Raw genomic sequence first — 26222 nt, 5'->3', positions numbered from 1 at the left:
GGCACCCGCAACCACGTCGATGGCCGCACCGAGCGGGGCCGGTGCTGCGGATCAACGCCCGCCGCCACGGAACACCTCCGCGACCGTACGCAGCACCACCTTGACGTCCAACCACAGTGACCAGTTCTCGATGTAGTAGTTGTCGAACCGGGCCCGGTCCGAGATCGGAGTGTCGCCCCGCAGGCCGCTGACCTGGGCAAGGCCGGTGAGCCCGACGGGGACGCGGTGCCGTGCCGCGTACGTCGGGTACTCGGCGGAGAACTTCTCGACGAAGTACGGCCGCTCCGGCCGCGGCCCGACCACGCTCATGTCGCCGCGCAGGATGTTCCACAGCTGTGGCAACTCGTCGAGCGAGGTCCGGCGCAGGAACCGGCCGATCGGCCGGACCCGCTGGTCGTACGCGATGGACCAGTTGGTCTGCGACTCGTGGTTGTTCACCGGGTGCATGGTCCGGAACTTGATGACGTTGAATGGCTTGCCGTACCTGCCGATCCGCTCCTGGTGGAAGAAGATCCCCGGGCCGCCGTCGACGAACGTGGCGATCGTGCAGAGCAGCAGCAGCGGACTCAACAGGATGAGGGCGAACGCCGCGAACACGATGTCGGAAGCCCTCTTGATCGCCCAGCGGGGGCCGGTGAGCGCGATGTCCCTGATCTTGACAATCGGGAACGCTCCGATGTGGTCCGGGTAGCCGCTGTGCGAGCGGGACCCCCACAGGCGGGGCACCGCCCAGAGGTCGCATCGGGAGCTGCGGGGTCGCAGCAGGGTCTCCATCAGCGTGGACTCGTGGCAGTCCGGATCGGCGATGACGAGCACCTCGCACTCCAGCAACCGGACGAGGTGTTCGAGGTCGGAGAGGGTGCCGCTCAACGGCAGCACCGCTGTGTCCTGGCGGGACGGGGCGTCGACGCAGCCGACGAACCGCAGGCCGTACTGCGGGTAGCGGCGCAGCAGGCGGGCGAGTTCGACGCCGATCGGCCCACCGCCGACGATTATCGCGTTGTGCTCCGCCCAGCGGCGCTTGCGGGACAGGACGGTGAACGCCCGGCTGGCCGCCCGCCCGAGGATCACGAGGCCCGCCGACAGCGCGACACCCCGCATGAACCCGCCCACGTAGGTCACCGACGAGTGGCGCTCCGCCGCGATGATCGCCACGATCGCGGCGGAGGCCAGCAGGCGCCCGCAGAGGACTGGCAGCTCGTCCAGGATGCTCACGTGCCGGCGCGGCCGGTAGAGGCCCCCGGCCGCGAAGAGGGCCACCGTCAGCGCGGCGTTCGCCAGCGTGCCCTTCCAGTAGTCGTGGCTCAGCGCCAGCGGGGCGACGAGCGCGACGACGTCAACGGGCGCGGTCACCATCCATGCCCGCAGCCACCGGGTACGCGACGACGTGCGGGAACGGGCGTACGGCAGGACGGCCGTGGTGCTCAGGCCGGCCGGCTCCGCCCCGGTCTCCGGCTGCCGGGTCTGGGGCACGGGGGATGGGCTGGTCGTCGGCTGGCTTGACACTGTGAACCTCCCCGTGATCGCCCGTGTGGAGACCGCGACCAGAACGGCTACCGAACGTCAGCTCGGTCGGGACACGCCACCGTGGTCGGCGGGCACTACTTCGCGGCGGACAGAATCTCCGGCACGTTGTCGCTCCGGACCGCCTCGAAGACCCGTGCGGCCTTCTCCTTGTCGGCCAGGACCACGCTCTCGCCGCCGATCGTCCCGGTGCCCTTGGTGGGGCAGGTCAGGAACGTCAGGTTGCCGCTGCGCAGCCCTCGGAGATCGGAGGCGAGGTCCAGCATGTTGAGCGACTTGTCCACCGCCACCGCATCCGCCGTCGCCTGCACGAAGGAGTTGAGCTTGGCCGGGTTGGCGAGCGTGCCGCCGGACGCCGCCTTGTCGAGAATCGCCTTGATCACCTGCTGCTGGTGCTGGATCCGGGCGAAGTCGCCTTCGGGGAAGGCGTGGCGCTCCCGGGCGTAGTCGAGAGCAGCGGCGCCGTCCATCCGCTGCCGGCCGGCGGCGAACGTCCGGCTGCCGTTGAGGGCGTACAGCGTGGTGAAGCCCTTCTCGACGTCCACGTCGATGCCGCCGAGGGCGTCCACGATCTCCTTGAAACCGCCGAAGTCGACCATCGTCACGTGGTCGACCCGCACGCCTGTGAACTTCTCGACCGTCTGCACCATCAGTGGAACGCCGCCCCAGGCGAACGACGCATTGATCTTCGCGTCCCGGCCGCCGCGACCCTGCGGCGACTTCGGCACGTTCACCCAGGTGTCCCGGGGGATCGAGATGAGCTGGGCGCTGGAGTGGTCCTTCGGAATGTGGGCCAGGATGATCGTGTCGGTACGGGAGCCCGCGTCGCTCTCCGGGTCCCGCGAGTCGCTGCCCAGGATCATGATGTTCAGGGCGCCCTTGGCCTTCTCGACCACCGGCGGGCGCTCGGCCTCCGGTACGCCGTCGAAGGCGTCCACACGCTCGATCCCGTTGTTCACCGAACGGTAGTAGAGCCCTCCGGCGAGCACGCCGCCCCCGGCGAGCAGCACCAGAACCGCAAGGGTGATCAGCAGGGCCTTCTTCCACCGGCGACGCTTCGGTGGCGCCTCAGGCGTCGGCTCCGATGGTGGCTGTGCCTCGATGAACTGGGTCTCGGGCTCCGCGTGCCCCTGGCGATACCGCATGAACTCCGATGCTACTGATCGCGGGTTACGCTCACGTACCCCAAAGGCGGTCCACATGGGTCCGTTTGACGACTGAAATCTTTTTCCGGCACGTGGTGCCCCGGAACTGGTATGAAACAGCCGTGGACCCATCGAAGCTGCGCCGGGCCATCGCCCGTACGCCTTTCGCGCCCGTCGCCGCCTTCCCCAAGCGGTTCGCCCGGGTCGCCCGCCACGACGCGCGCGTGCTCCGCGTCTCCGCCCGCTGGCTGGTGACGTCCCGCGAGCACCACAACTACACGTACGAGCTGACCAAGCTCAGCCGCCAGCACCTGGCCTGGTTCGTCAGCGTGGTCTGCGACCAGCCGGTCAAGCAGGTCCGCGCGTGGATCGACGAGATCGAGTCCGACCAGGCGCTGCGCGAGCACATCGAGCGGGCCACCGCAGGCGCCGCCCGCCGCGGCCTCGCCGACAGGCGCGTGCGCTACGCCCGCCGGGTCGGCTGGTACGCGATCGTCCGGGCCACCCGACCCGCGCACGTGGTCGAGACAGGCGTCGACAAGGGGCTGGGCACCTGCGTCCTGGCCGCCGCCCTGCTGCGCAACGCGCAGGAGGGCCACCCCGGTCGGGTCACCTCGCTGGACATCAACCCGGAGGCCGGCTACCTCGCCGCCGGCGCGCCCTGGTCCGAGGTCGTCGACCTGGTGATCGGCGACTCGATCACCTCGATCGGGGCACTCGACCGGCAGGTCGACCTGTTCCTGCACGACAGCGACCACAGCCGCGCCCACGAGAAGCGTGAGTTCGACGCGGTGGAACCGAAGCTCGCCTCCGGCGCGATCCTGCTCACCGACAACGTCACAAGCACCAACGTGCTCGCCGAGCACGCCGAGCGCACCGGCCGACGGTTCCTCGCCTACCGGGAGAGCCCGGCAGACCACTGGTATCCGGGCGACGGCATCGGCGTGGCATGGTAGCCGGGTGCGGCTGAGCTCGATCCACACGTACCCGGTCAAGGGTTGTCACCGGGTCGACCACGACGGCGCGTCGGTGCAGGCGTGGGGCCTGGCCGGCGACCGGCGCTGGATGGTGGTGGACGCCGACGGCGTCGGCGTCACCCAGCGGGAGACGACCCGGCTGGTCGACCTGCGCGCAGGCGTGCGCCCGGGTGGTCTGACGCTGCGCGCCGACGGGCGGCCCGACCTCGACGTGCCCGAGCCGGCCGGTGGCGAGCAGGTGCTGGTGCGGACCTTCCGCGGACGCGAGCTGTCCGTCCCCGCCGTGGCGGCTGGTCCGGTGGCCGACGCCTGGCTCGGCGCGCTGCTCGGCCGGCAGGTCCGGCTGGTCTGGCTGGCCCGACCGACCCGCCACCTGGCCGCCGGGAGCCGTGAGTACGACACCGGCGACCAGGTCAGCTTCGCCGACGCCTACCCGCTGCTGCTGACGAACACCGCCTCGCTCGACGCGCTCAACGGCTGGCTGGCCGAGGCGGGGGAGGAGCCGGTGCCGATGACCCGGTTCCGGCCCAACCTGGTGGTCGACGGAGCGCCGGCCTGGGCCGAGGACGGCTGGGCCGGCCTGTCGCTGCGCGTCGGCGGCCTGCTGATGCGCGCCGCCGGGCCGTGCGACCGCTGCGTGGTGACCACCACCGACCAGGAGACGGGGGTACGCGCGAAGGAGCCCCTGCGCACCCTCGCGCGCCACCGCAGAATCGACAAAAAGCTCCTGTTCGGACTGCACCTCGTGCCTGTCGACGGTGGACCACTGGCGGTGGGCGACCGGGTCGTCGTCGAGCCCTGACCGGCCGGCCTGTCGCCGCCGGCACGTCCCGGTCACCGTCCGTCGACGCTGTCTTAGCTTTGGCTTAGCCCGCTTGTCCGGCTGCTCACACCTCCGGCACCATCGCCGTCGTGACGGACGGAAGCGCTCCCGCGGTCGTCGACATCGACATCGACCTGGACCGGGTTCCCGACGACCGGCCCGCGACCTCGTCCGGTCCGCTGTCCTGGCTGGTCGCCACCGGCGTCACGGTCCTCGCGGCGACGCTCGGGCTCAGCCTGGCGCTGCGCTCCGGTTCGGCCCCGGCCTGCGCGGCCGGCCGCACACTCGGCGCCGCGCCGCCCACCGGCACCGCCACGCACAGCGGCAAGGCCACCTTCTACGACTCCAACGGCGCCGGCGGCAACTGCTCGAACCCGGCCGCGCCCGCCAACCGGCTCTACGTCGCGCTCGGCCCGAGCGAGTACGCGGCGGGTGCCGCCTGCGGCGGATTCCTCGACGTCACCGGCCCGAAGGGCACCGTCCGGGTGCTCGTCATGGACCAGTGCCCGGAGTGCGAACCCGGGCATCTCGACCTGTCCCGGGAGGCGTTCGCCCGGATCGCCAACCCGGTCCAGGGCCTCGTACCGGTCACCTACCGCGCGGTGGTCAACCCGCCGCTACCCGGCCCTCTCACCTTCCGGATCAAGGAGGGCGCGTCGCAGTTCTGGTTCGCCGTCCGGGTCGGCAACCACGGCAACCCGTTGCGTTCCGTCGAGGTCCGCCAGGGCGACAGCGGCCCGTGGCGGTCGACAGCCCGGCAGGACTACAACTACTGGCTGATTCCGTCAGGCGCCGGCGCCGGGCCGTTCAGCGTCCGGGTCAGCGACGTGTACGGCAACCGGGTCACCGCCTCGGGGATCCGGATGGCGCCCGGCCAGGTCCAGACGAGCGTGATCCGCATGTACGGGCCCGGCGCGCCGACCAGTTCGCGGAAGCCCGCCTCGGCCCGGCCGTCTGCCACCCGGGCCGGCGGCACGCCGACACCGGCCCGCCCGGTCGAGGTCGCGAGGGCGAGCGCACCGGCCGCCGCGACGCCCTCGGCCCGTCCGGCCGGCGCGACGGCCCGCTGGTGTGGCTGACCGGTCAGCCGGTCGGTGTCAGGTCGAGCCACATCAGGATTTCGTGCCGATCCGGGGGTATGCCGCGCCAGCAACCGCGCGACAGTGACGCGTCGACGACGGTCGCCGACCGAACTTGTGGTGGGGCCGGCGGGATTCGAACCCGCACTGGTACGGACCTAAACCGCATGCCTCCTGCCGTTGGGCTACGGCCCCATGAAGCTGTACTCCACAAGCATCCACGGCCATTCTTGCCGACGAGGCAGCCGTCTGCCTATTCGAAAGCCTGTGGGAGTAACCGCGTCAGGATCGTAGACCACCTCGGCGTCGACGCGGACAGGCCTTCGCTGCCCGGCGTACGTGGAGGTCTGGCTGTGGCAGTTGGGGCACAGCAGACGGAGATTGCGCGGTCGGTTGTCGAGAAAATCGCCGTTGATGTGGTCGACATGCAGCGTCAGCTTGGCCCCTTGCCATGTCGACCCGGTGCCGCACACCTCGCAGTTCTCGGGAAGGCCGATTGCTGCCAGGGCACGTTTGAGTCGAAGGCCTGGGATCCGACGGGAGTCGGCGGGCAGCACCACCAGCAGGTCTTCGGGGGATTTGCGCCGCCAACGTACGCCTCGGTTGTGCGCCTGCCCGGTGAAGTGCGACGTGTCGATGCCGAATCTCTTGAGCTGACGGCTGATGTGGGCGTGTGAGCCACCACTGACGCGTACGCCGGCAATCGCATCACCTCGGTGATGTTGCGTGCTGCGGCGGCCGCTTGCGCAAGCGACTCGGGCGTGTACTTGTACCGAACCATCAACGGACGGTAGCGGCCTGGTGTGACAGGTCAGTCCAGGCCGAGGTCGCGGCGGAGTTTGGCGACGTGGCCGGTGGCCTTGACGTTGTAGAGCGCCCGTTCGATCTTTCCGTCGCCGTCGATGACGAAGGTGGAGCGGATCACCCCGGTCACGGTCTTGCCGTAGAGCTGCTTCTCGCCGTACGCGCCGTACGCGGTGAGCACCGCCTTGTCGACGTCCGACACCAGCGGGAAGGTGATCGCGTCCCGGTCGCGGAACTTCGCAAGCTTCTCCGGCTTGTCCGGGGAGATGCCGACGACCTCGTAGCCGGCCGCCTGGAGGGAGGCGAGCGAGTCGCGGAAGTCGCACGCCTGCTTGGTGCAGCCGGGGGTCATGGCCGCCGGGTAGGCGTACAGGACGACCTTGCGGCCGCGCAGGTCGGCGAGGGAGAGCTGGTCGCCGGTGTCGGTGGGCAGGGTCCACTCGGGGGCGGGGTCACCGGGGGAGAGGCGGTCGGGCGTGGTCATGGCCCGACCCTACCGCCGGGGTCGGGCGGTGCCGTCGCCACCGGCGCGAGCGGCTGCGGCCCCGGGCAGCCCGAGGTGATCAACACCATGCCTTGTTGCCAGAGTCTGGCAACAACGAGGTTGGGGAAATAGGCTGACCCGGTCGGCCCCGCACGGGTCCGCTGACGCGTGGGAGGTCGCGTGGAAACACTGGCGATGCACATCTCGAACGGGATCATCGACGGTCCCGTCGCGGGGGTCTTCGCGGCACTCGCACTTGCCGCGCTCACCTTCTGTGTCCTGCGCGCCCGGCGCGACCTGGACGACCGGCTGGCACCGATGGCGGGCCTGGTGGCAGCGTTCATCTTCGCCGTCCAGATGCTCAACTTCCCGATCTTCACGGCCGGGGTCAGCGGTCACCTGCTCGGTGGCGCGCTCGCCGCCATGCTCGTCGGCCCGTGGGTCGGCGCGCTCTGCGTGGCAGTCGTCCTCGTCGTCCAGGCGCTGATCTTCGGCGACGGCGGCGTGGCGATGCTCGGCCTCAACATCACCAACATGGCGCTGCTCGGCACCGCGGCGGCGTACCTGCTCATCGCCCTGCTGCTGCGGGTGCTTCCCCGTACGCCCGCCGGCCTGGCGGTGACCGCCTTCGTCGCCGCCATGCTCAGCGTGGTCGTCGCGTCCCAGGGCTTCGTCGTGCAGTACTGGCTCGGCGGCACCACCGACCTCGGCGGCAACCTGGCCGGGCTGGCCGGCACGATGGCCGGCGTCCACCTGCTCATCGGCATCGGCGAGGGCCTGATCACCGCGACCACCGTGCTCACCGTCGCGAAGGTGCGCCCCGACCTGGTGTACGCGCTGCGCTCCCTGCGTACGCCCGCCGCTCCCGTCGTCCCGGTCGCCGGAGGTGTCCGATGAAGAACCGTTCCTGGGCCTTCCTGGCCGGCGGCCTGCTGGTCGCCCTGCTGCTCGCCGGAGTGGTGAGCAACTACGCCTCGTCCCACCCGGACGGGCTCGATTCGTCCCTGCTCAAGGGCTGCACGGTCGACGCCGACGACAACATCGTCGCCGGCAGCTGCCCCGCCCAGCAGGCGAAGGACCACGAGTTGGGGGACAGCCCGCTCGCCGACTACGGCGTACGCGGCGTGGAGAACAGCTTCCTCTCCACGGGCCTGTCCGGGGTCCTCGGTGTGCTGGTGACCTTCGCGATCGGCGGTGGCCTCTTCTGGCTGCTGCGCCGCCGGGGCGGCACGCCTACCGACGGCGACCCGACGCCCGCCGACGGCGACGCGACGGCGACCCGCGCCGAAGCGACGAACTGAGCAGGGGTACGCGGATGGGTGCCGGTCACGGGCACGTGCTGTACCGCGAGTCGGACTCGCCTGTGCACCGGCTCCCGCCCGAGGTCAAGATCGTGGCGATGGTGGTCTTCACCATCGCCGTGGTGGCCACCCCGCGCGAGGCGTTCTGGGCGTTCGGCGCGTACGCCCTGCTGGTGGCCCTGGTGGGGGCGCTGGCCCGGGTGGGGCCGCGGTGGCTGCTCAGCCGGGCGCTGATCGAGCTGCCGTTCGTGCTGTTCGCCGTGGCGCTGCCGTTCCTGGGCACCGGTGAGCGGGTCGAGGTGCTGGGCCTGCGGCTGTCCGAGGACGGGCTGCACGGCGCGTGGAACATCCTGGCCAAGGGCACTCTCGGCGTCCTCGCCTCGCTGCTGCTCGCCGCGACCACCACCACCCGCGACCTGATCGTGGGGCTGGACCGGCTGCACTGCCCGCAGGTGCTCACCCAGATCGCCACGTTCATGCTTCGCTACCTCGACGTGCTCGTCGGCGAGGCGCGGCGGATGCGGGTGGCCCGGATCTCCCGGGGCGACGACCCGCGTTTCCTGTGGCAGTTGCGCGGCTTCGCCGCCGGGATCGGCGCGTTGTTCCTGCGCGCCTTCGAGCGCGGGGAGCGGGTCTACCTGGCGATGCTGTCCCGGGGCTACACCGGGCGGATGCCGGCCGTGTGGCAGGGCGACGGCGCGGCGACCGCCGGTCAGTGGCTGGTCGCGGCAACAGTGCCTGTGGTGGCGGCCTCCATCGCCGCCACCGCCGTCGTGCTGACATGATCGGAGTCGTGCCTACCGCTGTCTCGCTGGACGTTCGTGGTGTCCGGTACGCGTACCCGGACGGGCACGTCGCCCTGCACGGCGTCGACCTGACGGTGCCGCGCGGCGACCGGGTGGCGCTGCTCGGGCCCAACGGCGCCGGCAAGACCACACTGGTGCTGCACCTCAACGGCATCCTCACGCCTACCGAGGGCAGCGTGAGCGTCGGCGGGCTGACCGTCACACCGGACCGGGCCACCCTGTCCGAGGTGCGCCGTCGGGTGGGCATCGTCTTTCAGGACCCGGACGACCAGCTGTTCCTGCCCACCGTGGCCGAGGATGTGGCGTTCGGGCCGGCCAACCTGGGCCTGCGCGGGGCGGAGCTGTCCGCCCGGGTCGACGAGGCACTGGCCGCGGTGGGGATGGGCGAGCACCGGGACCGGTCGCCGCAGCACCTCTCGTTCGGGCAGCGCCGCCGGGTGGCGGTGGCCACCGTCCTCGCCATGCACCCGGAGATCCTGGTGCTGGACGAGCCGTCGTCGAACCTGGATCCGGCGGCCCGCCGCGAGCTGGCCGAGATCCTGCACGGCCTGCCGGTGACGCTGCTGATGGTGACCCACGACCTGCCGTACGCGGCGGAACTGTGCGAACGCTCGGTGATCCTGGACGGTGGCCGGATCGTCGCCGACGCCCCCACCCGCGACCTGCTGGGCGATGAGACCCTGCTGGCGAAGCACCGCCTGGAACTCCCCCACGGCTTCACCCCGCCGGCGTAGCCCCAGCCCCAGCCCCAGCCCCAGCCCCAGCCCCGTCGATCTTGCAGTTTCTGCCCCGACAATTGGGGTCCAGAGCCGCAAAACACACTCAGAAACTGCAAGGTCGCGGTGGTCAGGGGGTGGGGGCCGGTGCGGCGGCGCGGGAGGTGGCGTGCAGGCGCAGGACGCCGGCGGCCGTCGCGCCGGCGCCGGTGATGAGCACCGCCGCGACCATCACGCGTGCTGCTTCGGGCGCCCACGGCACCGGGGCGATGGACCTGGCGAACACGGCGGCGTTCGCCGTGCCGGCGAGGAGGGCCAGGCAGGCCCCGCCCAGCGCGACCACGAAGTCGGCTCCCGGCCGGCGGGCCAGCGCGTACCAGCCGGCGGCGATCGCGCCGAGGCCGGTGAGCAGCGACCAGACCTGCCCGGACAGCAGCCCGACCAGCACGCCCCCGACACCGTGGGCGCCGGCGTCCAGCTCCCGGCCGACCGGGTACACCACGGCCACCGCCCCGCCGACGATCAGCAGCACACCGAGGGCGGACAGCGCCCGCGCGCCGGCGGGGGAGGCGGCCGCGAGCAGGCCGAGCGCCCCCACGGCGAGCAGTCCCACGATGGTCACCGCCCACCAGGTGTACGCGTCGGGCGGCGGCACCCAGTCCAACGTGCCGTCGATCCGCAGCGGGGCGGTGCCGTCGCGCAGCGGCACCGTCCAGTCCCGGACCCGGTGTTCGCGTTCCGGCGCGGCGCGTACCGCCTCCGGCGGAGCCGACTCCTGCCACAGGGCGCGCTGGTCGTGCCAGCGCGCCGTCTCCCCGTCGGCGATCCGCCGCCAGGACGCGGGCGCAGCCGGGTCGGCGTCGGCGGGGAGCGCCGTGTCCCCGGCGAGGGTGCGGTTCAGGTAGGTGGCCGGGGAGCGGCTGTTCTCGTACACCCCGTCCGGGCCGATCCGCAGGTACGGCTCACCTGAGTAGCCGAGCACCTCGATCGGGCGGCCGGTGCGGTTGGTCAGCTCCAGGCGGGCGCCCGCCTCGACGACGCGTACCTCAAGACCGGGCCGGGCCGGGGTGACGCCGGCGGCCCGGGTGCGGTAGTCGGTGCCGTTCGGGGCGTCCGCGCCGTGCGCGGAGGCGGGCGCCGCGGTGACCAGTGTGGCCACGCAGGCGGCGGCGGCGACCAGGCCGGCACGGGCCAGCAGGGTACGGATCACTTGCCGGCCGCCGCCACGGCCGCGGTGAGACCCTGCGGGCTGCGGTCGGCAAGCGGCTGGCCGTTGACCAGGATGGTCGGCGTGCCTGTGACGTCGCTGCGGCTTGCCTCGTCGGTGACGTGCGCGGTCCACGTCCGGTAGGTGCCGTCCTTGACGCAGCCCCCGAACGAGCCCCGGTCGAGCCCCACCCCGGCGCCGATGTCGATCAGCTCGTCGTTGCTGAGCCCGGCGCTGCCCTCCGGTGGCTGCTTCGCGAAGAGCGCCTTGGCGTACTCCCGGAACTTGCCGCCGGCCGCCGCGCAGCCGGAGGCGGCCGAAGAGCGGGTCGAGTACTCGGTGGTGGAGAAGCGGTTGAGGTACGCCACCGGGTGGTAGACCACCTTCGCCTTGTTCTCGGCCACCAACTGTTCCAGGGTGGGCCCGCTGGTCTGCTCGAACTGGTTGCAGGCCGGGCAGAGGAAGTCCTCGTAGACGTCGACGGTGACCGGCCCGCCGCCGGTGACGATGCCGGTGCCGTCGGCGTTCGCCCCGGGCGGGGTGGTGAAGGTGTCCGACTTCTGGCTGGACCAGACGCCCCAGCCGATCACGCCGGCGATGATCAGCACGGCGACGGCGGCGACGGACACCCAGATCGTGCGGCGGCGGCGCCGTTCGCGGGCCAGCTGCTCGCGGACCACCCGGGCGGCGTCCCGCTGCCCCTTGCGACTACTCATCCTCGTCCTCCACAGCGGGTTCGCCGGACAGCCACCCGTCCACCGATACGGGCGTACGCGGCCAGATCAGCAAAAATCCGGCCAGTACCAAGAATCCCAGGTCGCGCAGGATCTCCGGGAGGTAACTGGGTGCCTGTCCCTCGGCGAGCTGCCCGCCGCTGCCGAAGCAGCCGCAGTCGATGGAGAGGCCACGCGCCCACGCCGAGGCGATTCCCGCGATGAAGACCACCAGCAGCACGGCCGACACCCCCGCGCCGAGCCGGGTGGCCAATCCGAGCAGCAGGAGCACGCCGAGCGCCAGCTCGACGAAGGGCAGCGCGGCGCCGATCACCGTCGCCACGTCGTACGGCAGCACCTGGTACGCGTTGACGGCCCGCCCGGACGCGGCCAGGTCGCCGACCTTCGACGCGCCGGCGATCAGCCAGACGGCGGCGAGGCCGAGCCGGGCCGCGACGCCGAGCCAGGGGCGGACGACGGGCCAGCGGCCGGCCCGGGTGGGGGGTGCTGTCACGCTCATTTGTCGTCCTGTCTCCGCCGGAAGTTCCGCGTTCAGCCGGCCAGGGCGTCGCCGACCGCCTCGACCAGCTCGTCACGGGCGCGCGCGACCCGGGAACGGATGGTGCCCACCGGCACCCCCTCGATCGCGGCGGCCTCCGCGTACGACAGGCCGAGCAGTTGCGTCAGCACGAACGCGGCACGCCGCTCGGCGCTCAACCGACGAACCAGGTCGCTGGCGCCGAACTGCCCGGCCGGGTCGGGATGCGGCCTGTCGGTGTACGCGTTCGCCGTCAACCGCTCGTCGAGCCGGCGACGGCGTACCACTGTCCGCAGGTGGTCGGCACAGGCCCGCCGGGCGATGCCGAGCAGCCAGGTGCGGACGGTGGAGCGACCCTCGAACGCCGGCAGCGCCCGGAACGCCCGCAGGTAGGTCTCCTGGGTCAGATCGTCGGCGCTGTCGGTGTCGACCAGGGCCGCGGCGAAGCGCCAGACCTCGGCCTGGGTCAGCCGGACGAAGGCGGCCTGAGCGGCCGGATCACCGTCACGGGCGGTCAACGCCCACTCGGTCGCCGGATCCCGGACGGCGTCACCTGTCGGCTCGGTCGGACCGGAGGCGCCGGTGTCACGCGGGACAGGGATCACGACAACCCAGGTTACGCGGCGCCCGGCGGAGCGTCAGGGTCCTTCGGCCCTTGGATGGTCTGCGCCACGTCGGGAACTTTTCCCCGCGCCGCGCCGACTACCTGCTCATGACACGCGACCAGGTACGCGCGGCGCTGGTGGCTGGGCGCAGGTGAGCCGTTCACCCGCCTCGGGTCGCCGAGAGCCACGTCGGTCGGCGACCATGGCCGGCATGACTGTCGCCCCCCGCCGTTGGATCGCCCGGCTGGCCGCAGCCGCCGGTCTCCTGGTCACCGTCGTCGCCCTGTTGATCGCACCGGCCACCCCCGCCAGCGCCCACGCGGTGTTGTCGAGCAGCAGCCCGGCGGCCTCCGCGGTGGTGCCGAGCGGGCCGTCCGAGGTGGTCCTCACGTTCACCGAGTCGGTCCGCAAGGTCCCCGACAAGGTGCGGGTGATCGCGCCGGACGGTTCCCGGGCCGACCGGGGTGAGCCGTCGTTCGACGGCGCCGTGGTGACCATCCCGGTGGATCCGTCCGGCGGGCGCGGCACCTACCTGGTCACCTTCCGGGTGATCTCCGCCGACAGCCACCCGGTCTCCGGCGCCTTCACCTACTCGGTGGGCGCGCCCTCGACCCCGCCTGTCGACGCCGGCAACGACAGCCGCGCCAACCCGGTGGTGGTCAACGCGGTGAAGGTCGCCCGTTTCCTCGGCTACGCCGGCCTGGTGCTGCTGGTCGGGCCGGTGCTGGTGCTGGCCGCGCTGTGGCCGCGGCGGCTCTCCCGGCGGGGGCCGAGCCGGCTGGCCTGGACCGGCCTCGGGTTGGTGGCACTGGCCACCATCGCCGACCTGTGGTTGCAGGTGCCCTACACCGCAGGTGGTGGCATCTTCGCGGTGACCGGCGAGGGGTTCGGCAGCGTGTTCGGCAGTGCCTTCGGCGCCGCCCATCTGGTCCGGCTCGGCCTGCTGGCGGCCTCGGCGTTCCTGCTCCGGCCGATGCTGGCCCGCCCGGCCGGCCGCGCGGACGCCATCATCCTGGCCGTGCTGGGCGCGGCCGCGCTGCTGACCTGGCCGCTGGCCGGGCACCCGGCGGCGTCCCCGGCGCCGGCGGTGTCGGTGGTCGTCGACGCGGTCCACCTCGGCAGCATGGCGGTCTGGCTGGGCGGTCTGCTGATGCTCGCCGGTTTCCTGCTGCGCCAGGCCGACGAGCGGGAGCTGGGCGCGATCCTGCCGATCTGGTCCCGGTGGGCGGCGCTCGCCGTCTCGGCGCTGCTGCTGGCCGGCACCGTCCAGGCGTTGATCGAGGTGGCCACCCTCGACGCCCTGGTCAGCACCACCTACGGGCGCCTGCTGCTGGCCAAGATCGGACTGTTCGCGATCGTCATCGCCGTGGCCGCGTACTCCCGGCAGATGGTGCGTCGACGCGTCGCCGCGCAGCGGCCGGTGCCGGTGCGCCGGGCGGTCTGGGTGGAGTTGGCAGTCACCGCCGTGGTGCTGGGCCTGTCCGCGACGTTGGTGCAGACCACACCCGCCCGGACCGCCGTAGAGGAGCCCTCCGGCACCCAGGCCGGCCTGTTCACCACCACCCTGTCCAGCCCGCTCTACTCCCTGCGTGTCGAACTGGACCCGGCGCAGCGCGGCAACAACTCGATCCACCTGTACGCGTACGCCCCGGACAACCAGTCGCAGCCGCTGCCCGTCGCGGAGTGGAAGGCCACCGCGGCGCTGCCGTCGGCCGGGATCGAGCCGATCGACGTCCCGCTGCTGCCGCTCGTCGACAACCACGCGTACGGCGACGTCAGCCTGCCGGCAGCCGGCGACTGGCAGTTGAAGATCACTGTCCGGACGACGGACATCGACCAGGCCACGGTGACCGCCACCGTGCCCATCCGTTAGAGAGGTTCGCGAAACCCATGACCCGACTCCGGCGTACCGCAACCGCCGCTGCCGCCCTGGCGTTCACCGCCGTCGCTGTCCTCGGCTTCGCCGGGGCCGCGTCCGCCCACGTCACGGTGAACCCGAAGGAGGCCACCCAGGGCGGCTACGCCCGGGTGGCGTTCCGGGTGCCGAACGAGAGCGACACCGCGTCGACCACCAAGCTGGAGGTGGTGCTGCCGGAGAACGCCCCGGTCGGCTCGGTGTCGACGCAGCCGGTGCCCGGATGGACCGTGGCGGTGGAGAAGCGCAAGGTGGATCCGCCGATCGACGTGCACGGCAGCCAGATCACCGAGGCGGTCTCCAAGATCACCTGGACGGCCGCCGGGGACGCCGCGGTCAAGCCGGGCCAGTTCCAGGAGTTCGGGGTCTCGATGGGTCCGCTGCCGAAGGTCGAGTCGATGGTCTTCAAGACCCTCCAGACGTACTCCGACGGCAACGTGTCTCGGTGGATCGACGAGCCGCAGCCGGGCGGCGAGGAGCCGGAGAAGCCGGCGCCGGTGCTCACCCTGACGGCCGCCGCGCCGTCGGCGTCGGCCGCGCCGTCCGCCGCCGTGGCGTCGCGCGACGACGATGACGACGAGGAGAGCGACGGCCTCGCGGTCGGCCTCGCGATCGCCGGTCTCGTCGCCGGGCTGGCCGGTCTGGCGCTGGGCGGGCTGGCGTTCGCCCGGACCCGCCGGGAGCCGGTCGCCAGGTCCTGACCCACCGCGCAGCCACTGGCCCGCCGGACATCCGGCGGGCCAGTGCTTTCCGCTGCCGGGACTGGCCGTGCCGTGGATATCCCCTGATCAGACGGTCGACGTCGGTAAGGTCGGCCGGGTATCTGGCTACGGAGGGGGACGGTGCGAATGCGTTTCGTGCGGGTGATCGCCGGAGTGCTGCTGTTGGTCGTCGGGATTCCGGTGCTGTTCGCCGGTGGAGCGCTCTGGCTGGTGACCCGGCACGCCGACCCGGGCGGGTCCTTCGCCGCCCGCTTCGAGACGGTCCGGGCGCCCGGGCACGCCGTCGTCGTCGGCGATCTCGACAGGCTGCTGCGGCAGGAGGCGCCCTTCGCGCGTACCGCACAGACCCGGCTGCGGGTGGACGCCCGCACGCCGGACGGCCCGGCGTTCGTCGGCCTGGCGCCCACCGCCGAGGTGCGCCGCTGGCTGGAGTCGGTGCCGCACGCCACGGTCCGCCGCGTCGCGTTGGCCCGGGGTCCGCTGCCGGTCCGGCTGGACCCGGCCGGCCCGACCGTCGCGCCAAGCGCCGACGAAGCGGCCAGCCCGCTGGGCCGAACCTTCTGGGTACGCGAGGGGATCGGCTCGCTGGAGTGGACTGCCGACGACCTGGCCGGCGAGCCGATGAGCCTTGTGGTGATGCGCCCGGACGGCGGCGCCGACCTCGCGCTTGACCTGCGGGCGGAGTTGCGGGCAACGTGGACCGGCCCGGCGACCTGGGGTCTGCTCGCCCTCGGGGTGCTGCTGGTGGTGGGCGCGGTGCTGCTCCTGCTGCGACCACAGCGCCCCCGCGAGGTGGTCTTCGTGGTCGAACCGGACCAGGTGCCGGTGCTCGCCGGCCGCCTCGGAGTCACCTCGCTGAGTGGCCTCGGCGTCCGGGAGCCCGCTGCCCCGCCGCTTCCGGCGGTGCGGCAGCTCGCTCCGGTGGGCTCGGGTGAGCGACCCCGCTCGGCGATCGGCGCGGAGCCGGCCCGCCCGGCGACCCTGGCCGATCTGGACGCGCCGACGGAGCGGCCCTACCCGCCCGAGGTGACGTTGAGTCTGGCCTGGCCACCGGCCGGGGCCGAGCCGACGGCGCAACCGGTGGCGGTGGACGAGACGGCGAGCGGCCCTCCGCGCTGCCGACGCGGAGGGCCACTCTCACCGGGGGATCGGTGCTACCCGAGCGACGCTTGAGGTAGATGAGGCCAGATTAGCGCCGATAGCGGCTACTGGGGATGTCTGTCCATTTGGTGCGATTTTTCCTCGGACTGTGGCTGGTCGGCGTGTCGGCGGCGGACCGACCGCACCGGCAGGGCCGCCAGCAGCAGCAGACTGAGCAGCACGTAGCTGTTCTGCGTGACGAAGTCGACCGGGTCGTGGGTGCGGACCGGTGCCGTGCCCCACTTCTGGAACGTCACCACGCCGTAGACGATCACGGCGGTCGTCCCGAGGGCGAGCCCGGCCAACCATCGGCGCCGGGGTGCCTCGTCCGGACGCTCGGCACTCAACGCCGCGTCCGCGAGCAGCACCACCGCCGGCACGAACCAGTAGATGTGATGGGTCCACGTGATCGGGCTGACCAGGGCACCGACCAGGCCGGTCAACGTCAGGCCGGTCAGCAGGTCACCGGCCCGGGCCGCGCGGGCGGCCCGCCACAGTCCGTAGGCGACGACGGCGGCGACCACCAGCAGCCAGAGCAGCCGGTCCGGCTTCTCCGGCGCGGTGAACCTGCTGAGCAGACCGAAGAGCGACTGGTTGCCGACGTAGTCGGTGCGGCCCACCCGGTCGTTGTCCCACAGCTCCCGGGTCCAGAAACGCCACGAGTCCTCCGGCGCGATCGCCGCCGCGAGCAGCGTTGCCGCCGCCGCTGTCGCGCTCGCCACCACCGCGGCCCGCCACCGGCGGGTGGCCAGCAGGTACACGATGAAGATGCCGGGGAACAGCTTGAGCGCCGTGGCCAGCCCAACGCCGACCCCTGCCCACCGCCGCGCCCTCGGTACGGCGAACAGCAGGTCGGCCAGGATCAGCACCACCAGCAGCATGTTGATCTGCCCGAAGGTGATCGTCTCGCGGGTGCTCTCCACGGCCAGCACCAGCAGCACGGCGACGGTGAGCGTGAACACCCGGGGCAGGCCGTGCCTCTCGATCACCGGCGTCACCAGCCACCTGGTGGTCAGCACCACGGCCAGGATGGTGAGCACCGTGAAGATCGTCACTGTGGCACCGAGCCGCAGCAGTCCGAACGGCCACAGCAGAAGAGCGCTGAACGGCGGGTAGGTGAAGTACAGCTCGCCCTGCACCCGGTCCGGCTGGACGTAGTCGTAGAGCGGGTTGCCGGCCGTCCACCACCGCATGGCCGACATGTAGATCTTCAGGTCGAAGAAGTTGTGCATCAGCCCCGGCAGGTACAGCGCCGGCAGCACGGCGGCCAGGGCCACCACCGCGACCAACCGGCGGACCGTACGGCCGCCAGGGTCGTCCTCGGTGACGGCGGGCGGAGCGACGGGTTCTGCTGGCACTCCGAAACCCTAGCGGTCTGCCGCACCCGGAGCGCGCAGCCGCGGGGCGTGGGCTGCGCGTAGGCTGTGCCGGTGGCTGAACTCCTCGTCTGGATCGACTGTGAGATGACCGGTTTGGACCTCGGCAGCGACAAGCTGATCGAGGTCGCGGCACTCGTCACCGATCCCAATCTCAACGTGCTGGGTGACGGGGTCGACGTGGTGATCCACGCCGACGAGGCCGCGCTGGAGGCGATGCCGGAGATCGTCCAGACGATGCACGCCAAGTCCGGCCTCACCGAGGAGGTCCGCCGCTCGGCGGTCACCCTGGCCGAGGCCGAGGACCTGGTGCTGGAGTACGTCCGCACCTTCGTCAAGGATCCGCGTACGGCGCCGCTGTGCGGCAACTCGATCGCCACCGACCGGGGCTTCATCGCCCGGGACATGCCCCGCCTCGACGCGCACCTGCACTACCGCATGATCGACGTCTCCTCGATCAAGGAGCTGTGCCGCCGCTGGTACCCCCGCGTGTACTTCGGGCAGCCGCAGAAGGGCCTCGCGCACCGGGCGCTCGCCGACATCCGGGAGAGCATCCGGGAGCTGGAGTACTACCGGCGCACCATCTTCGTCCCGCTGCCCGGCCCCGACGTCGAGACCGCCAAGGGCATCGCCGCCGAACTCTGACCCCTCGGACACCGAGCCGGGAACCCGCTGGACGTGCCCGGCGGCGGTGTGGCTATTATTGGTCCGCACCCCGCCCGGGGCGAACGACCGGGCGACGGCGGCATGGTGGCTGTAGCTCAGTTGGCAGAGCACCGGGTTGTGGTCCCGGTTGTCGTGGGTTCAATTCCCATCAGTCACCCCACTTGTTTCACTACTCAGGCCCCCTCTTCGGAGGGGGCCTGAGTCGTTGCGAGGGCGATGCGAAAGCCCCCTCCGCGGAGGGGGCTTTCGTCGTTTCCGGTCGCTCAGGCGGTCGGGGTGGCCGTGGGCGTGACCGCGTCGTCCGGCGTCGGCGAGGTGTCCGGGTCGGCCGGCGGCTCGTACGGCAGGGCGCTGCCCTTGACGTACTCGTCCCAGCTCATGTTCCAGTCGGTCCAGCCGTTGCCGTTCTGGAGCTTGCGCTCGGTGCCCTTGACCGTGATCGGGTCACCGATCTGGGTGTTCCTGAACAGCCAGTCGCCGTTGGCCATCGACACGTTCACGCAGCCGTGCGAGACGTTCACGCTGCCCTGCTGGCCCTCGGACCAGGGCGCCGCGTGGATGAACTCGCCGCCCCAGGTGAGGCGCTGCGCGAAGTCAATCTTGGTGCGGTAGCCGTCCTCCGGGCCCAGCTCCTCGAACGTGTCGAAGACCGTCTTGCGCAGCTTCTCGATCACGACCATGGTCCCGCTGGACGACGGGGTGCTCTTCTTGCCCAGGCTGACCGGGATGGTCTTGATCACGGCGCCGTTGCGGGTGACAGTCATCCGCTTGGTCTTGTTGTCCACTGTCATGACCACAGCTGCGCCGATCTTGATGTCCACGGAGAGGTCCGCGCGGCCGTACCAGCCGGAACCCATCGGCAGGCCGCCTGCCTGCACGCGGTACGAGACCGTGCTGCCGGTCTTCCAGAACTCCTTCGGCCGGTACCGGACCTCGGTGGGGCTGACCCAGTGCCAGATGCCCTCCTGGGCCGGCGTGGACGTCACGGTCATCCGGCGCTGCACATCGTCGCGGTAGTCCTCCGGGATGGCCCGGTCGAACTTCACGATCAGCGGCATTCCGACGCCGACGACCTGGTTGTCGCCGAGGAAGCTGCTCACCCGGATCTGCTTGCCGGGCTTGGCCATCGTGGTGAAGGTGCTGGTCGCGGTGGCCGGGCGGCCGTCGTCCCCGGTGGCGGTCACGGTGGCCGTGTAGCTGGTGCCGTACTCCAGGGCACCGGCCGGAAGCCAGCTCTTGCCGTCCGCGGCGAGCTTGCCCTCGACCGCCTTGCCGGCCGCGTCCTTCAGCTCGACGGCCGTCTCCTCGGCGTCCTTCGTGGTGAAGGTGATGCCCGTGGACGCCGGTACGTCCTTGGCGTCGGCCGCCGGTTCGCTGATGGTCGCCGCGGCCTTGGGGGGCGGGCTCTCGCCGCCGCCCTGCCACGAGGACGGCTTGCCGCCGTCGTCGGTGCAGGCGGAGGTGAAGGCCAGCGCCACGGCGAGCAGCCCCGCCGCGAGCACGCGGCGTCGCCCCCGGGGCCGGATCAGCTGGTCCTGGCTAGCTCGCATGATGTCCTCACAGTCGTGGTCCCTGACCCATCGTCTCCTAAAGACGCGCCGGAACCGGCCCCGGTTGCCGAGGGTGAACCGGAACACGCCGATCATGATGCCGGAATTTTGCTACTATCCGGCGTTTCGTGATTCGGGCTCGTCTTCGTGTCAGGTCTGAGGGGTCGCCGCCGCCGTCGTCGCGTCGCGGGCAGTGCCAGGGTACGCGCCGGCCCGTGCCATCGGCAGGGCCGGCGCGTAGCGACCAGACGACTCAGAGCGCCGGGCCGGAGCCGCCCTTGGGCACCGGCAACGCGCTGCCCTTGATGAACTCCGACCAGCTCAGACTCCACGCCGTCCAGCCGTTGCCGGCGGCGATCCTGCGCTCGGTGCCCTTGATCGTGATCGGGTCACCGATCCGGGTCTTGTCGAACAGCCACTTGGCGTTCGCCATCGACACGTTCACGCAGCCGTGCGAGACGTTCTGCCGCCCCTGCACGTGCTCCGACCAGGGCGCGGCGTGGATGTACTCGCCGCCCCAGGTGAGCCGCTGGGCGAACTGGATGTCGGTGACGTAGCGGTTGGCCGGGTCCGGATCGTCACGGGTGTCGAAGACGGTGGCTTCCTTCTTCTCCATCACGACCATCGTGCCGCTCGACGACGGGGTGCTCTTCTTGCCCAGGCTCACCGGGATGGTGCGGAGCAACGCGCCGTTCTCGTAGACCAACATCTTCTTGTTGGCGTTGTCGACCTTCATCTCGAACGACCGGCCGATCTTGGCGGTGGCCTTGCGGTCGATGTCGCCGTACTTGCCGTTGCTCAGCGGCATCCCGCCCAGCGCGATCCGCACCGTGATCGTGGTGCCGGGCTTCCAGTACTGCGGTGCCCGGTAGTACGCCTGGGTGCCGTTGCTGACCCAGTGCCAGGCGCCCGGCTGCGGCGGGTCGGTCTTGACGAACATCCGCTTCTGCACCGCCGCGCGGTCCTTCTTCGGGATGCCCGGATGGAACTCGGTGACCACAGGCATGGCCACCCCATAACTCTTGTCGTCGAACAGGTACAGCCCGGACCCGATCGTCGACTTCGGCTTGGTCATCGTGGTGAAGCTGCTGGTGCCCTGACTGCTCGTGCCGTCGGGCGTGCTCGCCGTCACCGTGGCCGTGTACCGCGTCCCGTACTTCAGGGGCGCGGACGGCACCCAGGACGAGCCGTCGGCGCGCAGCTTGCCCTCTACCGCGCCACCACCGTCGGCCGTCAGGGTGACCGCCGAGACCTTCGCGCCGTCCGGGAGCTTGGCGCTGATCTCCGTACTCGCGGGCCTGTTCTTCGCGCCGTCCGCCGGGCTCAGCGTGAGCGCCGGCCCGCTCGGCGTCGCCGGAGCCGAGGGCGCGGCCGAGCCGGCATCGGCGCCCACGCTCGCCTCGGACGACGTCCCGCCCACGAATTCCGGCTTCTTCTGCTCGTCGCCGCACCCGGTCAGTGCCAGCGACGCCGCCAGGGTCAGAGCGCCCACCACCGCCCCGGCTCGCGTGAACCGTGCCATCCCCACCTCTGTTCTCGCGTACCTGGCGGACATCGTGCCGCATCAACGCCGCCACCCATGCCCCGGACTTCCGTACGCTGATGCCTTTGTGGCCATATGCCCGGTAAGCTCGTCCGAAGGGGGGAGCCGGGTAACCGGATTGGAGCCCGGCTGGACCGGGTGCTAATCTTCTCTCCGTTGCCGATCGAGCGCCGCTAGCTCAACTGGCAGAGCAGCGGACTCTTAATCCGCGGGTTCGGGGTTCGAGTCCCTGGCGGCGCACCAACGAACAAGACCCTGACCTGGCAGGCACCTGCCGGGGCGGGGTCTTTTTCGTCGTCACCGGAAGCTACGCCGGTACGCCTGCGGGCTGGTGCCGGTGATCCGCTTGAAGCGGTCCCGGAAGGCGGTGGTGGAGCCGAACCCGACCTGCGTCGCCACCCGGTCGACGGGATGGGCGGTGGTCTCCAGGAGGTGTTGTGCCTGGTGGACGCGGACCCGGTGCAGCCACCGCAGCGGTGTGGTGCCGGTCTGGTCGCGGAAGTGCCGGTTCAGCGTCCGGGTGCTCATGCCGGCGTGGCGGGCGATGTCGGTGAGGGTCAGCTCACGGCCGGCGTTGTCGCGCATCCAGGCCAGCAGCGGCTCCAGGGTCGCACCCTCGGGGGCCGGCGGTTCGTGGGTGATGAACTGCGCCTGCCCGCCCGCGCGTTCCAGCGGCATGACCGACAACCGGGCCGCGTCGGCGGCGACGGCGGCGCCGTGGTCGCGGCGGACCAGGTGCAGGCACAGGTCGAGGCCGGCGGCGGCACCGGCGGAGGTGAGGAACTGGCCGTTGTCCACGTAGAGCACGTTCGGGTCCACCTGGATCCGCGGATGCTGGGCGGCGAGCTGGCCGGTGGCGAGCCAGTGCGTGGTGGCGCGGTGTCCGTCGAGCAGGCCGGTGGCGGCCAGGGTGAACGCGCCGCCGCAGATCGAGGCGATCCGGGCGCCGTTCGCGGCTGCGGCGTGCAGCGCGTCGAGGACCGCCGGAGGTGTCGCGGCGGCGGGGTCGGAGACACCCGGGACGATGACGGTGTCGGCGTCGGCGAGGACGTCCAGGCCCCACGGCACCGCCATGCTGAACGCGCCCGCGGTGACCGTCGGCGTGGCGGCGCAGACGAGGACGCGGTAACCGGCGCGGCCGTCGGGCAGGCGGGTGCGCTGGAAGACCTCCATCGGCGTGGCCAGGTCGAACGGGACGACGCTGTCGAGGGCGAGCACGGCCACCGTGTGCATGGCGGAATTCAACCAGTCAGGACCGCGCGGTGACCGGCGGGTGCACATCGGCCGCCGGGCGAGCGACCCGGTCGTACAGGTCTCGGACCGACAGGCCACCGGCGAAGCACCAGAGCGCGATGACCGGATCGCAGAGGGCGCAGCCGAACGACGAGTCGTGCAGCGACGGGATGATCGGGGTGCCGCGCCTGTGGTGCAGGACGTCCCAGGCCGTGTGCAGGAGCCATCCGACGCCGATGAAGGTGTACGAGGTGAGCCCGGCGTAGCCGACCGCCAGCAGCAGCGCGCAGAAGGCCAACTCCCACAGCCCGAATCCACCACCGCTGATGTAGGCGGCCCCGGCGCCGGTGACGACGAGCGCGTTCAGGCGCCGCCGGTGCGGCTCCGGCACGAAAGAGTTGAGCCCGACGTAGACCAGCCCGATCACCACGGGCATGACGTAGCGAAGCACGATCCAGCCCCGTTTCCGTTCCTGTTGAAGCGTGTCGGGAAGGAGCCTAGGAAGGCCCGCCGCAGGGGACGAGAGGCGAAAATGCCAGGCTCCGCCGGATTCTCGCCACCCGTCCCCTGCGGGTGTCCCTCCTTCCCGAGCCGGTACGTGGGCGTGCTAACGTCTCGTCCCGTTGTCAGCGAGCGCCGCTAGCTCAACTGGCAGAGCAGCGGACTCTTAATCCGCGGGTTCGGGGTTCGAGTCCCTGGCGGCGCACAAACGTTCAAGGCCCGATCCGGTGGTACACATCGAGGTCGGGCCTCTTCGTCTCCGCTCGATCAGATGGTGAAGCCGCCGTCGACGTTGATCGTCGCGCCGGTGATGTAACGCCCGTCCGGGCTGGCGAGGAATGCCACCGCTGCGGCCACGTCGGCGGGCTCCGCGTAGTGGCCGAGCGCGGTGAACCCGTTGATCGTGTCGGCGTTGGGGCCGTCGGCGGGATTCAGTTCGGTGTCCGTGGCCCCTGGGTTCACGAGGTTCACGGTGATTGCTCTGCCACCGAGTTCGCGTCCGAGCGCCTTCGTCAGACCGATCAGGGCGGTCTTACTCATCGCGTACAGCGAGAAGCCCGGGAAGACCGCCCGCTCCGCGACGTTGCTGCCGATGTTGATGATCCGCCCGCCGGCGGACATGTGGCGCGCTGCGGCCTGCGACGCGACGAACGGTGCCCGGACATTGACCGCGACGGTCTGGTCGAACTCGTCGAGGCTCAGGTGCTCCAGCGGGCCGAGGAGGAACGCGCCGGCGTTGTTGACCAGGATGTCCAACCGACCCAGTTCACCTGCGGCCCGGTCCACTGCGTCGACCACTGCCGCCGGGTCGGCACTGTCGGCCTGCACGGCTATCGCCCGCCGGCCCGCGGCCTTGATCTGGTCCACGACGTCGTTGGCGCGTTGCTGGTTCTGCTGGAACGACAGGGCCACGTCGGCGCCCTCCTCGGCTAGGCGCAGGGCGACTGCGGCGCCGATGCCACGACCACCACCGGTAACGAGGGCCACCTTGCCAATTAGTGCTTTGTTCATGACACAGAGCCTGGTCGACCAGGGCCGGACCGTCTGGCGGTGATCGGACTCCGCGTTCGCGTGACTGGTACGTGCGGCCTGAGGTGTCCGGTGGCTACCGGGCCCAGAGGCCTACCCGAGCAGCGCCGCCGCCCCCGCCACTGTGGCCAGCGACAGCGTCGTGGTGACCACCACCGCCCGGTTGGCCACCTCCTCGCCGAGCCCGTACTCCTGGCCGTAGATGAACGTGTTCTGCGCTGTCGGCAGGCCCGCGCACACCACCACGGCGAGTAACTGGGGAGCGGACAGGTGCAGGGCCAGTCCGGCCGCGTACGCGATGACCGGTTGCGCGACGAGCTTCAGCGCGGTGATCACGGCCAGCTCGGTGGGGTCTGTCGGTTGTGCCCGCGACGGCGCGGTGCGGTGCAGCGACGCGCCGAGCGCGACCAGGGCGGCCGGGACGGCGGCGCCCGACAGCAGGGTGAGTGACGCGCCCACCGCCGACGGCGGGTGTACGCCGGCAGCGGAGCACGCGACACCGAGCAGCGACGCCAGGATCACCGGGTTGCGTACCGGTAGGGAGGCGATACGGCGGACCCGTACCCGCCCGGCCGGGTCGCTGTGCCGGTCCAGGGCGACCAGGATCACGGGCGTCACCACAAGCACCTGGAGCAGCACGACCTCCGCCAGGAACGACACGTCGCCGAGGATCTGCGTGGCGATGGGAATGCCGAGGTTCGCCGAGTTCACGTACCCGGCTGCCATGCCCCAGATCGGTCGCTCGCCGGGCGGGCGACCGAACAGCCTGCCCGCGCCGGCCCACCCGAACCCGACGACCGCGGCGGTGCTCACCGCGAAGGCGAGCAGCGGGCGGCCGGCGAACCCGGAGAGCGGCATTCGGGACAGGGCCAGGAACAGGGCGGCCGGCATCGCGAGGTGGAACACGAACCGGCCGAGCACCGACGCCGCCGTCTCGCCCAGCAGGCCCCAACGACAGGCCGCGTAGCCGAGGGCGGTGAGGATCCAGATCGGTACGAACGCCGACACCAAGCTCATCCGGTGGTCACCGCCGGACCGCCGGAGGTCGTCCAGATGTACGTCGGTCGGCAGCCACGCGGTGAGCCTGGCATCCCGGCGTGCACAGCGGGACGTCAGGGGCGGGGCGGCGACGTGCGGCGGATCGGGGTGTACGCCCGACCGCAGGTGACGGGTCTGGTCCGTCGGGGCGGCGGGGTCTAGGTTCTTCGCGGTTGGCATCGACGACGACGGGGGTACGGGATGGGCGACGAGAGGCTCGACGATGGAGGTTTCCGGGGCGGGTTCGACCTGCTCGTCACCCCGGACGTCAGGTACACGCGGTTGCTGCGACGGGATCTGCGGCGGATGAGTTGGCTGTTCGTCATCTCGGGTGTGCTGCTGTGCATCACGAGTCTCGGTACGTTCACGGCCGACGGTGGCTGGCTCTTCGCGGGGCTGTTCGGCCTCCCGTTCGGGGTGGTGTGGATCGTCGCCGGGCTGATCAACGGTTCGGCGTACCTGCGACGGCACGCCGAGTTGCGCGCGCCGGTGCGGTACGTGTTCACCGCGGAGGCCATCGAGTGGCACACCGCCCACGCGGCGTTGCGGCTGCCGTGGACGGCGATCAGGCACGCCGTTCGGTTGCGCGAGGCGTACCGCCTGGACTGCGCGGACCAGCAGCCGCGGTACCTGTGCCGGACGACGCTGACCCGGGCTGAGGACGCGCGGGTGGCCGCGTACCTCGATGAGCGGGTGGCCGCGCGGCTGGCCGCCGAGGCGTCCGTGCGGCCGATGCCACCTGTCGGGGGCGGGGCGTAGGCGGGCCGGCCCGGCGACGATGGTCGCC

Annotated in this window: 27 protein-coding genes, 4 tRNA genes and 1 pseudogene; 16 read left to right on the top strand and 16 right to left on the bottom strand. The window is 71.5% G+C overall.

Going from position 1 to position 26222, the window contains the following annotated elements; translation table 11 throughout:
- Positions 1-51: 51 nt before the first annotated feature.
- Together AB0N27_RS12120 and AB0N27_RS12115 are read right to left on the bottom strand one after the other, a co-directional pair.
- On the bottom strand, positions 52-1356 hold the full coding sequence (locus AB0N27_RS12120) for a sugar transferase (RefSeq protein ID WP_364370646.1): 1305 nt from the start codon (positions 1354-1356) through the stop codon (positions 52-54).
- A 245-nt stretch (positions 1357-1601) separates the two neighbouring features.
- Entirely contained in the window at positions 1602-2669 is a 1068-nt protein-coding gene (locus tag AB0N27_RS12115; RefSeq protein WP_364367312.1) for an LCP family protein, read from the bottom strand.
- Positions 2670-2791: 122 nt separating this feature from the next.
- Here AB0N27_RS12115 and AB0N27_RS12110 point away from each other — a divergent pair, with 122 nt between their 5' ends.
- The 3 genes from AB0N27_RS12110 (at position 2792) to AB0N27_RS12100 (ending at position 5548) form a co-directional block, all read left to right on the top strand.
- On the top strand, positions 2792-3625 hold the full coding sequence (locus AB0N27_RS12110) for a class I SAM-dependent methyltransferase (protein WP_364367309.1): 834 nt from the start codon (positions 2792-2794) through the stop codon (positions 3623-3625).
- Positions 3626-3629: 4 nt separating this feature from the next.
- Positions 3630-4448, top strand: a complete 819-nt coding sequence (locus AB0N27_RS12105) for an MOSC N-terminal beta barrel domain-containing protein (RefSeq protein ID WP_364367306.1) — start codon at positions 3630-3632, stop codon at positions 4446-4448.
- Between the two features lie 110 nt (positions 4449-4558).
- Complete coding sequence (locus tag AB0N27_RS12100; protein WP_364367303.1) at positions 4559-5548, top strand: expansin EXLX1 family cellulose-binding protein; 990 nt, start codon at positions 4559-4561, stop codon at positions 5546-5548.
- Between the two features lie 118 nt (positions 5549-5666).
- Here AB0N27_RS12100 and AB0N27_RS12095 read toward each other — a convergent pair.
- Together AB0N27_RS12095 and AB0N27_RS12090 are read right to left on the bottom strand one after the other, a co-directional pair.
- A tRNA-Leu gene (locus AB0N27_RS12095) sits at positions 5667-5743 on the bottom strand.
- Complete coding sequence (locus AB0N27_RS12090; RefSeq protein ID WP_364370643.1) at positions 5734-6021, bottom strand: HNH endonuclease; 288 nt, start codon at positions 6019-6021, stop codon at positions 5734-5736. The genes AB0N27_RS12095 and AB0N27_RS12090 overlap by 10 nt, the downstream gene beginning before the upstream one ends.
- Between AB0N27_RS12090 and AB0N27_RS12085 the strand changes: the two genes are divergently transcribed.
- On the top strand, positions 5902-6225 hold the full coding sequence (locus tag AB0N27_RS12085; protein WP_364370853.1) for a hypothetical protein: 324 nt from the start codon (positions 5902-5904) through the stop codon (positions 6223-6225). The two genes, AB0N27_RS12090 and AB0N27_RS12085, sit on opposite strands and share 120 nt — an antisense overlap.
- 134 nt (positions 6226-6359) lie before the next feature.
- Here AB0N27_RS12085 and bcp read toward each other — a convergent pair whose 3' ends face one another.
- On the bottom strand, positions 6360-6836 hold the full coding sequence (bcp, locus tag AB0N27_RS12080; protein WP_364367299.1) for a thioredoxin-dependent thiol peroxidase: 477 nt from the start codon (positions 6834-6836) through the stop codon (positions 6360-6362).
- A gap of 180 nt (positions 6837-7016) precedes the next feature.
- Here bcp and AB0N27_RS12075 point away from each other — a divergent pair, with 180 nt between their 5' ends.
- The 4 genes from AB0N27_RS12075 to AB0N27_RS12060 are packed head-to-tail and all read left to right on the top strand — an operon-like array spanning position 7017 to position 9677.
- Positions 7017-7733 (top strand): energy-coupling factor ABC transporter permease, encoded by a 717-nt coding sequence (locus tag AB0N27_RS12075; RefSeq protein WP_364367296.1) that lies wholly within the window; start codon positions 7017-7019, stop codon positions 7731-7733.
- On the top strand, positions 7730-8137 hold the full coding sequence (locus AB0N27_RS12070; RefSeq protein WP_364367293.1) for a PDGLE domain-containing protein: 408 nt from the start codon (positions 7730-7732) through the stop codon (positions 8135-8137). The genes AB0N27_RS12075 and AB0N27_RS12070 overlap by 4 nt, the downstream gene beginning before the upstream one ends.
- A 14-nt stretch (positions 8138-8151) precedes the next feature.
- Entirely contained in the window at positions 8152-8922 is a 771-nt protein-coding gene (gene cbiQ, locus AB0N27_RS12065) for a cobalt ECF transporter T component CbiQ (RefSeq protein WP_364367289.1), read from the top strand.
- A complete protein-coding gene (locus tag AB0N27_RS12060) occupies positions 8919-9677 on the top strand; it encodes an ABC transporter ATP-binding protein (RefSeq protein ID WP_364367286.1) in 759 nt (252 codons plus the stop codon). Before cbiQ ends, AB0N27_RS12060 begins: the two co-directional genes overlap by 4 nt.
- A gap of 112 nt (positions 9678-9789) precedes the next feature.
- Here AB0N27_RS12060 and AB0N27_RS12055 read toward each other — a convergent pair whose 3' ends face one another.
- From AB0N27_RS12055 to AB0N27_RS12040, 4 genes are read right to left on the bottom strand one after another with little or no spacing between them, the layout of a single operon-like run.
- Positions 9790-10869 (bottom strand): hypothetical protein, encoded by a 1080-nt coding sequence (locus tag AB0N27_RS12055; protein ID WP_364367283.1) that lies wholly within the window; start codon positions 10867-10869, stop codon positions 9790-9792.
- Entirely contained in the window at positions 10866-11582 is a 717-nt protein-coding gene (locus AB0N27_RS12050; RefSeq protein WP_364367280.1) for a thioredoxin domain-containing protein, read from the bottom strand. The genes AB0N27_RS12055 and AB0N27_RS12050 overlap by 4 nt, the downstream gene beginning before the upstream one ends.
- Positions 11575-12099: a MauE/DoxX family redox-associated membrane protein gene (locus AB0N27_RS12045; protein WP_364367278.1), complete on the bottom strand. Its 525-nt coding sequence runs from the start codon at positions 12097-12099 to the stop codon at positions 11575-11577. The genes AB0N27_RS12050 and AB0N27_RS12045 overlap by 8 nt, the downstream gene beginning before the upstream one ends.
- A 32-nt stretch (positions 12100-12131) precedes the next feature.
- Positions 12132-12722 carry a sigma-70 family RNA polymerase sigma factor gene (locus AB0N27_RS12040; protein WP_364367275.1) on the bottom strand — a complete coding sequence of 197 codons (591 nt, stop codon included), beginning with the start codon at positions 12720-12722 and terminating at the stop codon, positions 12132-12134.
- Between the two features lie 202 nt (positions 12723-12924).
- Between AB0N27_RS12040 and AB0N27_RS12035 the strand changes: the two genes are divergently transcribed.
- The 3 genes and pseudogenes from AB0N27_RS12035 to AB0N27_RS12025 form a co-directional block, all read left to right on the top strand.
- Positions 12925-14595, top strand: coding sequence for a copper resistance protein CopC (locus tag AB0N27_RS12035; protein WP_364367272.1), 1671 nt, complete (start codon positions 12925-12927; stop codon positions 14593-14595).
- A 17-nt stretch (positions 14596-14612) separates the two neighbouring features.
- Entirely contained in the window at positions 14613-15338 is a 726-nt protein-coding gene (locus AB0N27_RS12030) for a YcnI family protein (RefSeq protein WP_364367269.1), read from the top strand.
- A gap of 672 nt (positions 15339-16010) precedes the next feature.
- Positions 16011-16304 (top strand): annotated as a pseudogene (locus AB0N27_RS12025) (hypothetical protein); the annotation flags it as partial.
- A gap of 260 nt (positions 16305-16564) precedes the next feature.
- Here the strand turns inward: AB0N27_RS12025 and AB0N27_RS12020 are convergent.
- Positions 16565-17857 (bottom strand): glycosyltransferase family 87 protein, encoded by a 1293-nt coding sequence (locus tag AB0N27_RS12020; RefSeq protein ID WP_364367266.1) that lies wholly within the window; start codon positions 17855-17857, stop codon positions 16565-16567.
- Positions 17858-17923: 66 nt separating this feature from the next.
- On the opposite strand from AB0N27_RS12020, the gene orn reads away from it, so the two are divergent.
- A complete protein-coding gene (orn, locus tag AB0N27_RS12015) occupies positions 17924-18520 on the top strand; it encodes an oligoribonuclease (protein WP_364367263.1) in 597 nt (198 codons plus the stop codon).
- A gap of 105 nt (positions 18521-18625) precedes the next feature.
- Positions 18626-18701 (top strand) — tRNA-His (locus AB0N27_RS12010).
- A 103-nt stretch (positions 18702-18804) separates the two neighbouring features.
- Here AB0N27_RS12010 and AB0N27_RS12005 read toward each other — a convergent pair.
- Positions 18805-20091, bottom strand: a complete 1287-nt coding sequence (locus AB0N27_RS12005) for an Ig-like domain-containing protein (RefSeq protein ID WP_364370640.1) — start codon at positions 20089-20091, stop codon at positions 18805-18807.
- Between the two features lie 253 nt (positions 20092-20344).
- Positions 20345-21613, bottom strand: coding sequence for an Ig-like domain-containing protein (locus tag AB0N27_RS12000; RefSeq protein WP_364367260.1), 1269 nt, complete (start codon positions 21611-21613; stop codon positions 20345-20347).
- A gap of 188 nt (positions 21614-21801) precedes the next feature.
- On the opposite strand from AB0N27_RS12000, the gene AB0N27_RS11995 reads away from it, so the two are divergent.
- Positions 21802-21877, top strand: a tRNA-Lys gene (locus AB0N27_RS11995).
- A gap of 54 nt (positions 21878-21931) precedes the next feature.
- On the opposite strand, the gene AB0N27_RS11990 is transcribed toward AB0N27_RS11995, so the two are convergent.
- Together AB0N27_RS11990 and AB0N27_RS11985 are read right to left on the bottom strand one after the other, a co-directional pair.
- Positions 21932-22867, bottom strand: a complete 936-nt coding sequence (locus tag AB0N27_RS11990; RefSeq protein ID WP_364367257.1) for a helix-turn-helix domain-containing protein — start codon at positions 22865-22867, stop codon at positions 21932-21934.
- A gap of 16 nt (positions 22868-22883) precedes the next feature.
- The gene (locus tag AB0N27_RS11985; protein WP_364367254.1) at positions 22884-23318 is read right to left on the bottom strand and encodes a DUF6010 family protein; all 435 of its coding nucleotides are present in this window, start codon (positions 23316-23318) and stop codon (positions 22884-22886) included.
- A gap of 182 nt (positions 23319-23500) precedes the next feature.
- Here AB0N27_RS11985 and AB0N27_RS11980 point away from each other — a divergent pair.
- Positions 23501-23573: transfer RNA gene (locus tag AB0N27_RS11980), tRNA-Lys, on the top strand.
- Positions 23574-23635: 62 nt separating this feature from the next.
- On the opposite strand, the gene AB0N27_RS11975 is transcribed toward AB0N27_RS11980, so the two are convergent.
- Both AB0N27_RS11975 and AB0N27_RS11970 read right to left on the bottom strand, forming a co-directional pair.
- Positions 23636-24379, bottom strand: coding sequence for a 3-oxoacyl-ACP reductase family protein (locus AB0N27_RS11975; protein ID WP_364367251.1), 744 nt, complete (start codon positions 24377-24379; stop codon positions 23636-23638).
- A 111-nt stretch (positions 24380-24490) separates the two neighbouring features.
- The gene (locus AB0N27_RS11970) at positions 24491-25414 is read right to left on the bottom strand and encodes an AEC family transporter (protein WP_364367247.1); all 924 of its coding nucleotides are present in this window, start codon (positions 25412-25414) and stop codon (positions 24491-24493) included.
- Between the two features lie 222 nt (positions 25415-25636).
- Here AB0N27_RS11970 and AB0N27_RS11965 point away from each other — a divergent pair, with 222 nt between their 5' ends.
- Positions 25637-26194: a hypothetical protein gene (locus AB0N27_RS11965; protein WP_364367244.1), complete on the top strand. Its 558-nt coding sequence runs from the start codon at positions 25637-25639 to the stop codon at positions 26192-26194.
- Positions 26195-26222: the final 28 nt, after the last annotated feature.

This window comes from Micromonospora sp. NPDC093244 (assembly GCF_040683695.1).
Taxonomy (GTDB): Bacteria; Actinomycetota; Actinomycetes; order Mycobacteriales; family Micromonosporaceae; genus Micromonospora.
Note: the sequence above shows the minus strand (reverse complement) of the source record. Positions and strands in the feature narration are given on the sequence as shown.

Bases quoted from the DNA above. Each gene is read 5' to 3' on its own strand.
- AB0N27_RS12120 (WP_364370646.1), bottom strand. From the start codon at position 1,356: ATGGTGACCGCGCCCGTTGACGTCGTCGCGCTCGTCGCCCCGCTGGCG.
- AB0N27_RS12115 (WP_364367312.1), bottom strand. From the start codon at position 2,669: ATGCGGTATCGCCAGGGGCACGCGGAGCCCGAGACCCAGTTCATCGAG.
- bcp (WP_364367299.1), bottom strand. From the start codon at position 6,836: ATGACCACGCCCGACCGCCTCTCCCCCGGTGACCCCGCCCCCGAGTGG.
- AB0N27_RS12070 (WP_364367293.1), top strand. From the start codon at position 7,730: ATGAAGAACCGTTCCTGGGCCTTCCTGGCCGGCGGCCTGCTGGTCGCC.
- cbiQ (WP_364367289.1), top strand. From the start codon at position 8,152: ATGGGTGCCGGTCACGGGCACGTGCTGTACCGCGAGTCGGACTCGCCT.
- AB0N27_RS12060 (WP_364367286.1), top strand. From the start codon at position 8,919: ATGATCGGAGTCGTGCCTACCGCTGTCTCGCTGGACGTTCGTGGTGTC.
- AB0N27_RS12050 (WP_364367280.1), bottom strand. From the start codon at position 11,582: ATGAGTAGTCGCAAGGGGCAGCGGGACGCCGCCCGGGTGGTCCGCGAG.
- AB0N27_RS12045 (WP_364367278.1), bottom strand. From the start codon at position 12,099: ATGAGCGTGACAGCACCCCCCACCCGGGCCGGCCGCTGGCCCGTCGTC.
- AB0N27_RS12035 (WP_364367272.1), top strand. From the start codon at position 12,925: ATGGCCGGCATGACTGTCGCCCCCCGCCGTTGGATCGCCCGGCTGGCC.
- AB0N27_RS12030 (WP_364367269.1), top strand. From the start codon at position 14,613: ATGACCCGACTCCGGCGTACCGCAACCGCCGCTGCCGCCCTGGCGTTC.
- AB0N27_RS12005 (WP_364370640.1), bottom strand. From the start codon at position 20,091: ATGCGAGCTAGCCAGGACCAGCTGATCCGGCCCCGGGGGCGACGCCGC.
- AB0N27_RS12000 (WP_364367260.1), bottom strand. From the start codon at position 21,613: ATGGCACGGTTCACGCGAGCCGGGGCGGTGGTGGGCGCTCTGACCCTG.
- AB0N27_RS11990 (WP_364367257.1), bottom strand. From the start codon at position 22,867: ATGCACACGGTGGCCGTGCTCGCCCTCGACAGCGTCGTCCCGTTCGAC.
- AB0N27_RS11975 (WP_364367251.1), bottom strand. From the start codon at position 24,379: ATGAACAAAGCACTAATTGGCAAGGTGGCCCTCGTTACCGGTGGTGGT.
- AB0N27_RS11970 (WP_364367247.1), bottom strand. From the start codon at position 25,414: ATGAGCTTGGTGTCGGCGTTCGTACCGATCTGGATCCTCACCGCCCTC.
- AB0N27_RS11965 (WP_364367244.1), top strand. From the start codon at position 25,637: ATGGGCGACGAGAGGCTCGACGATGGAGGTTTCCGGGGCGGGTTCGAC.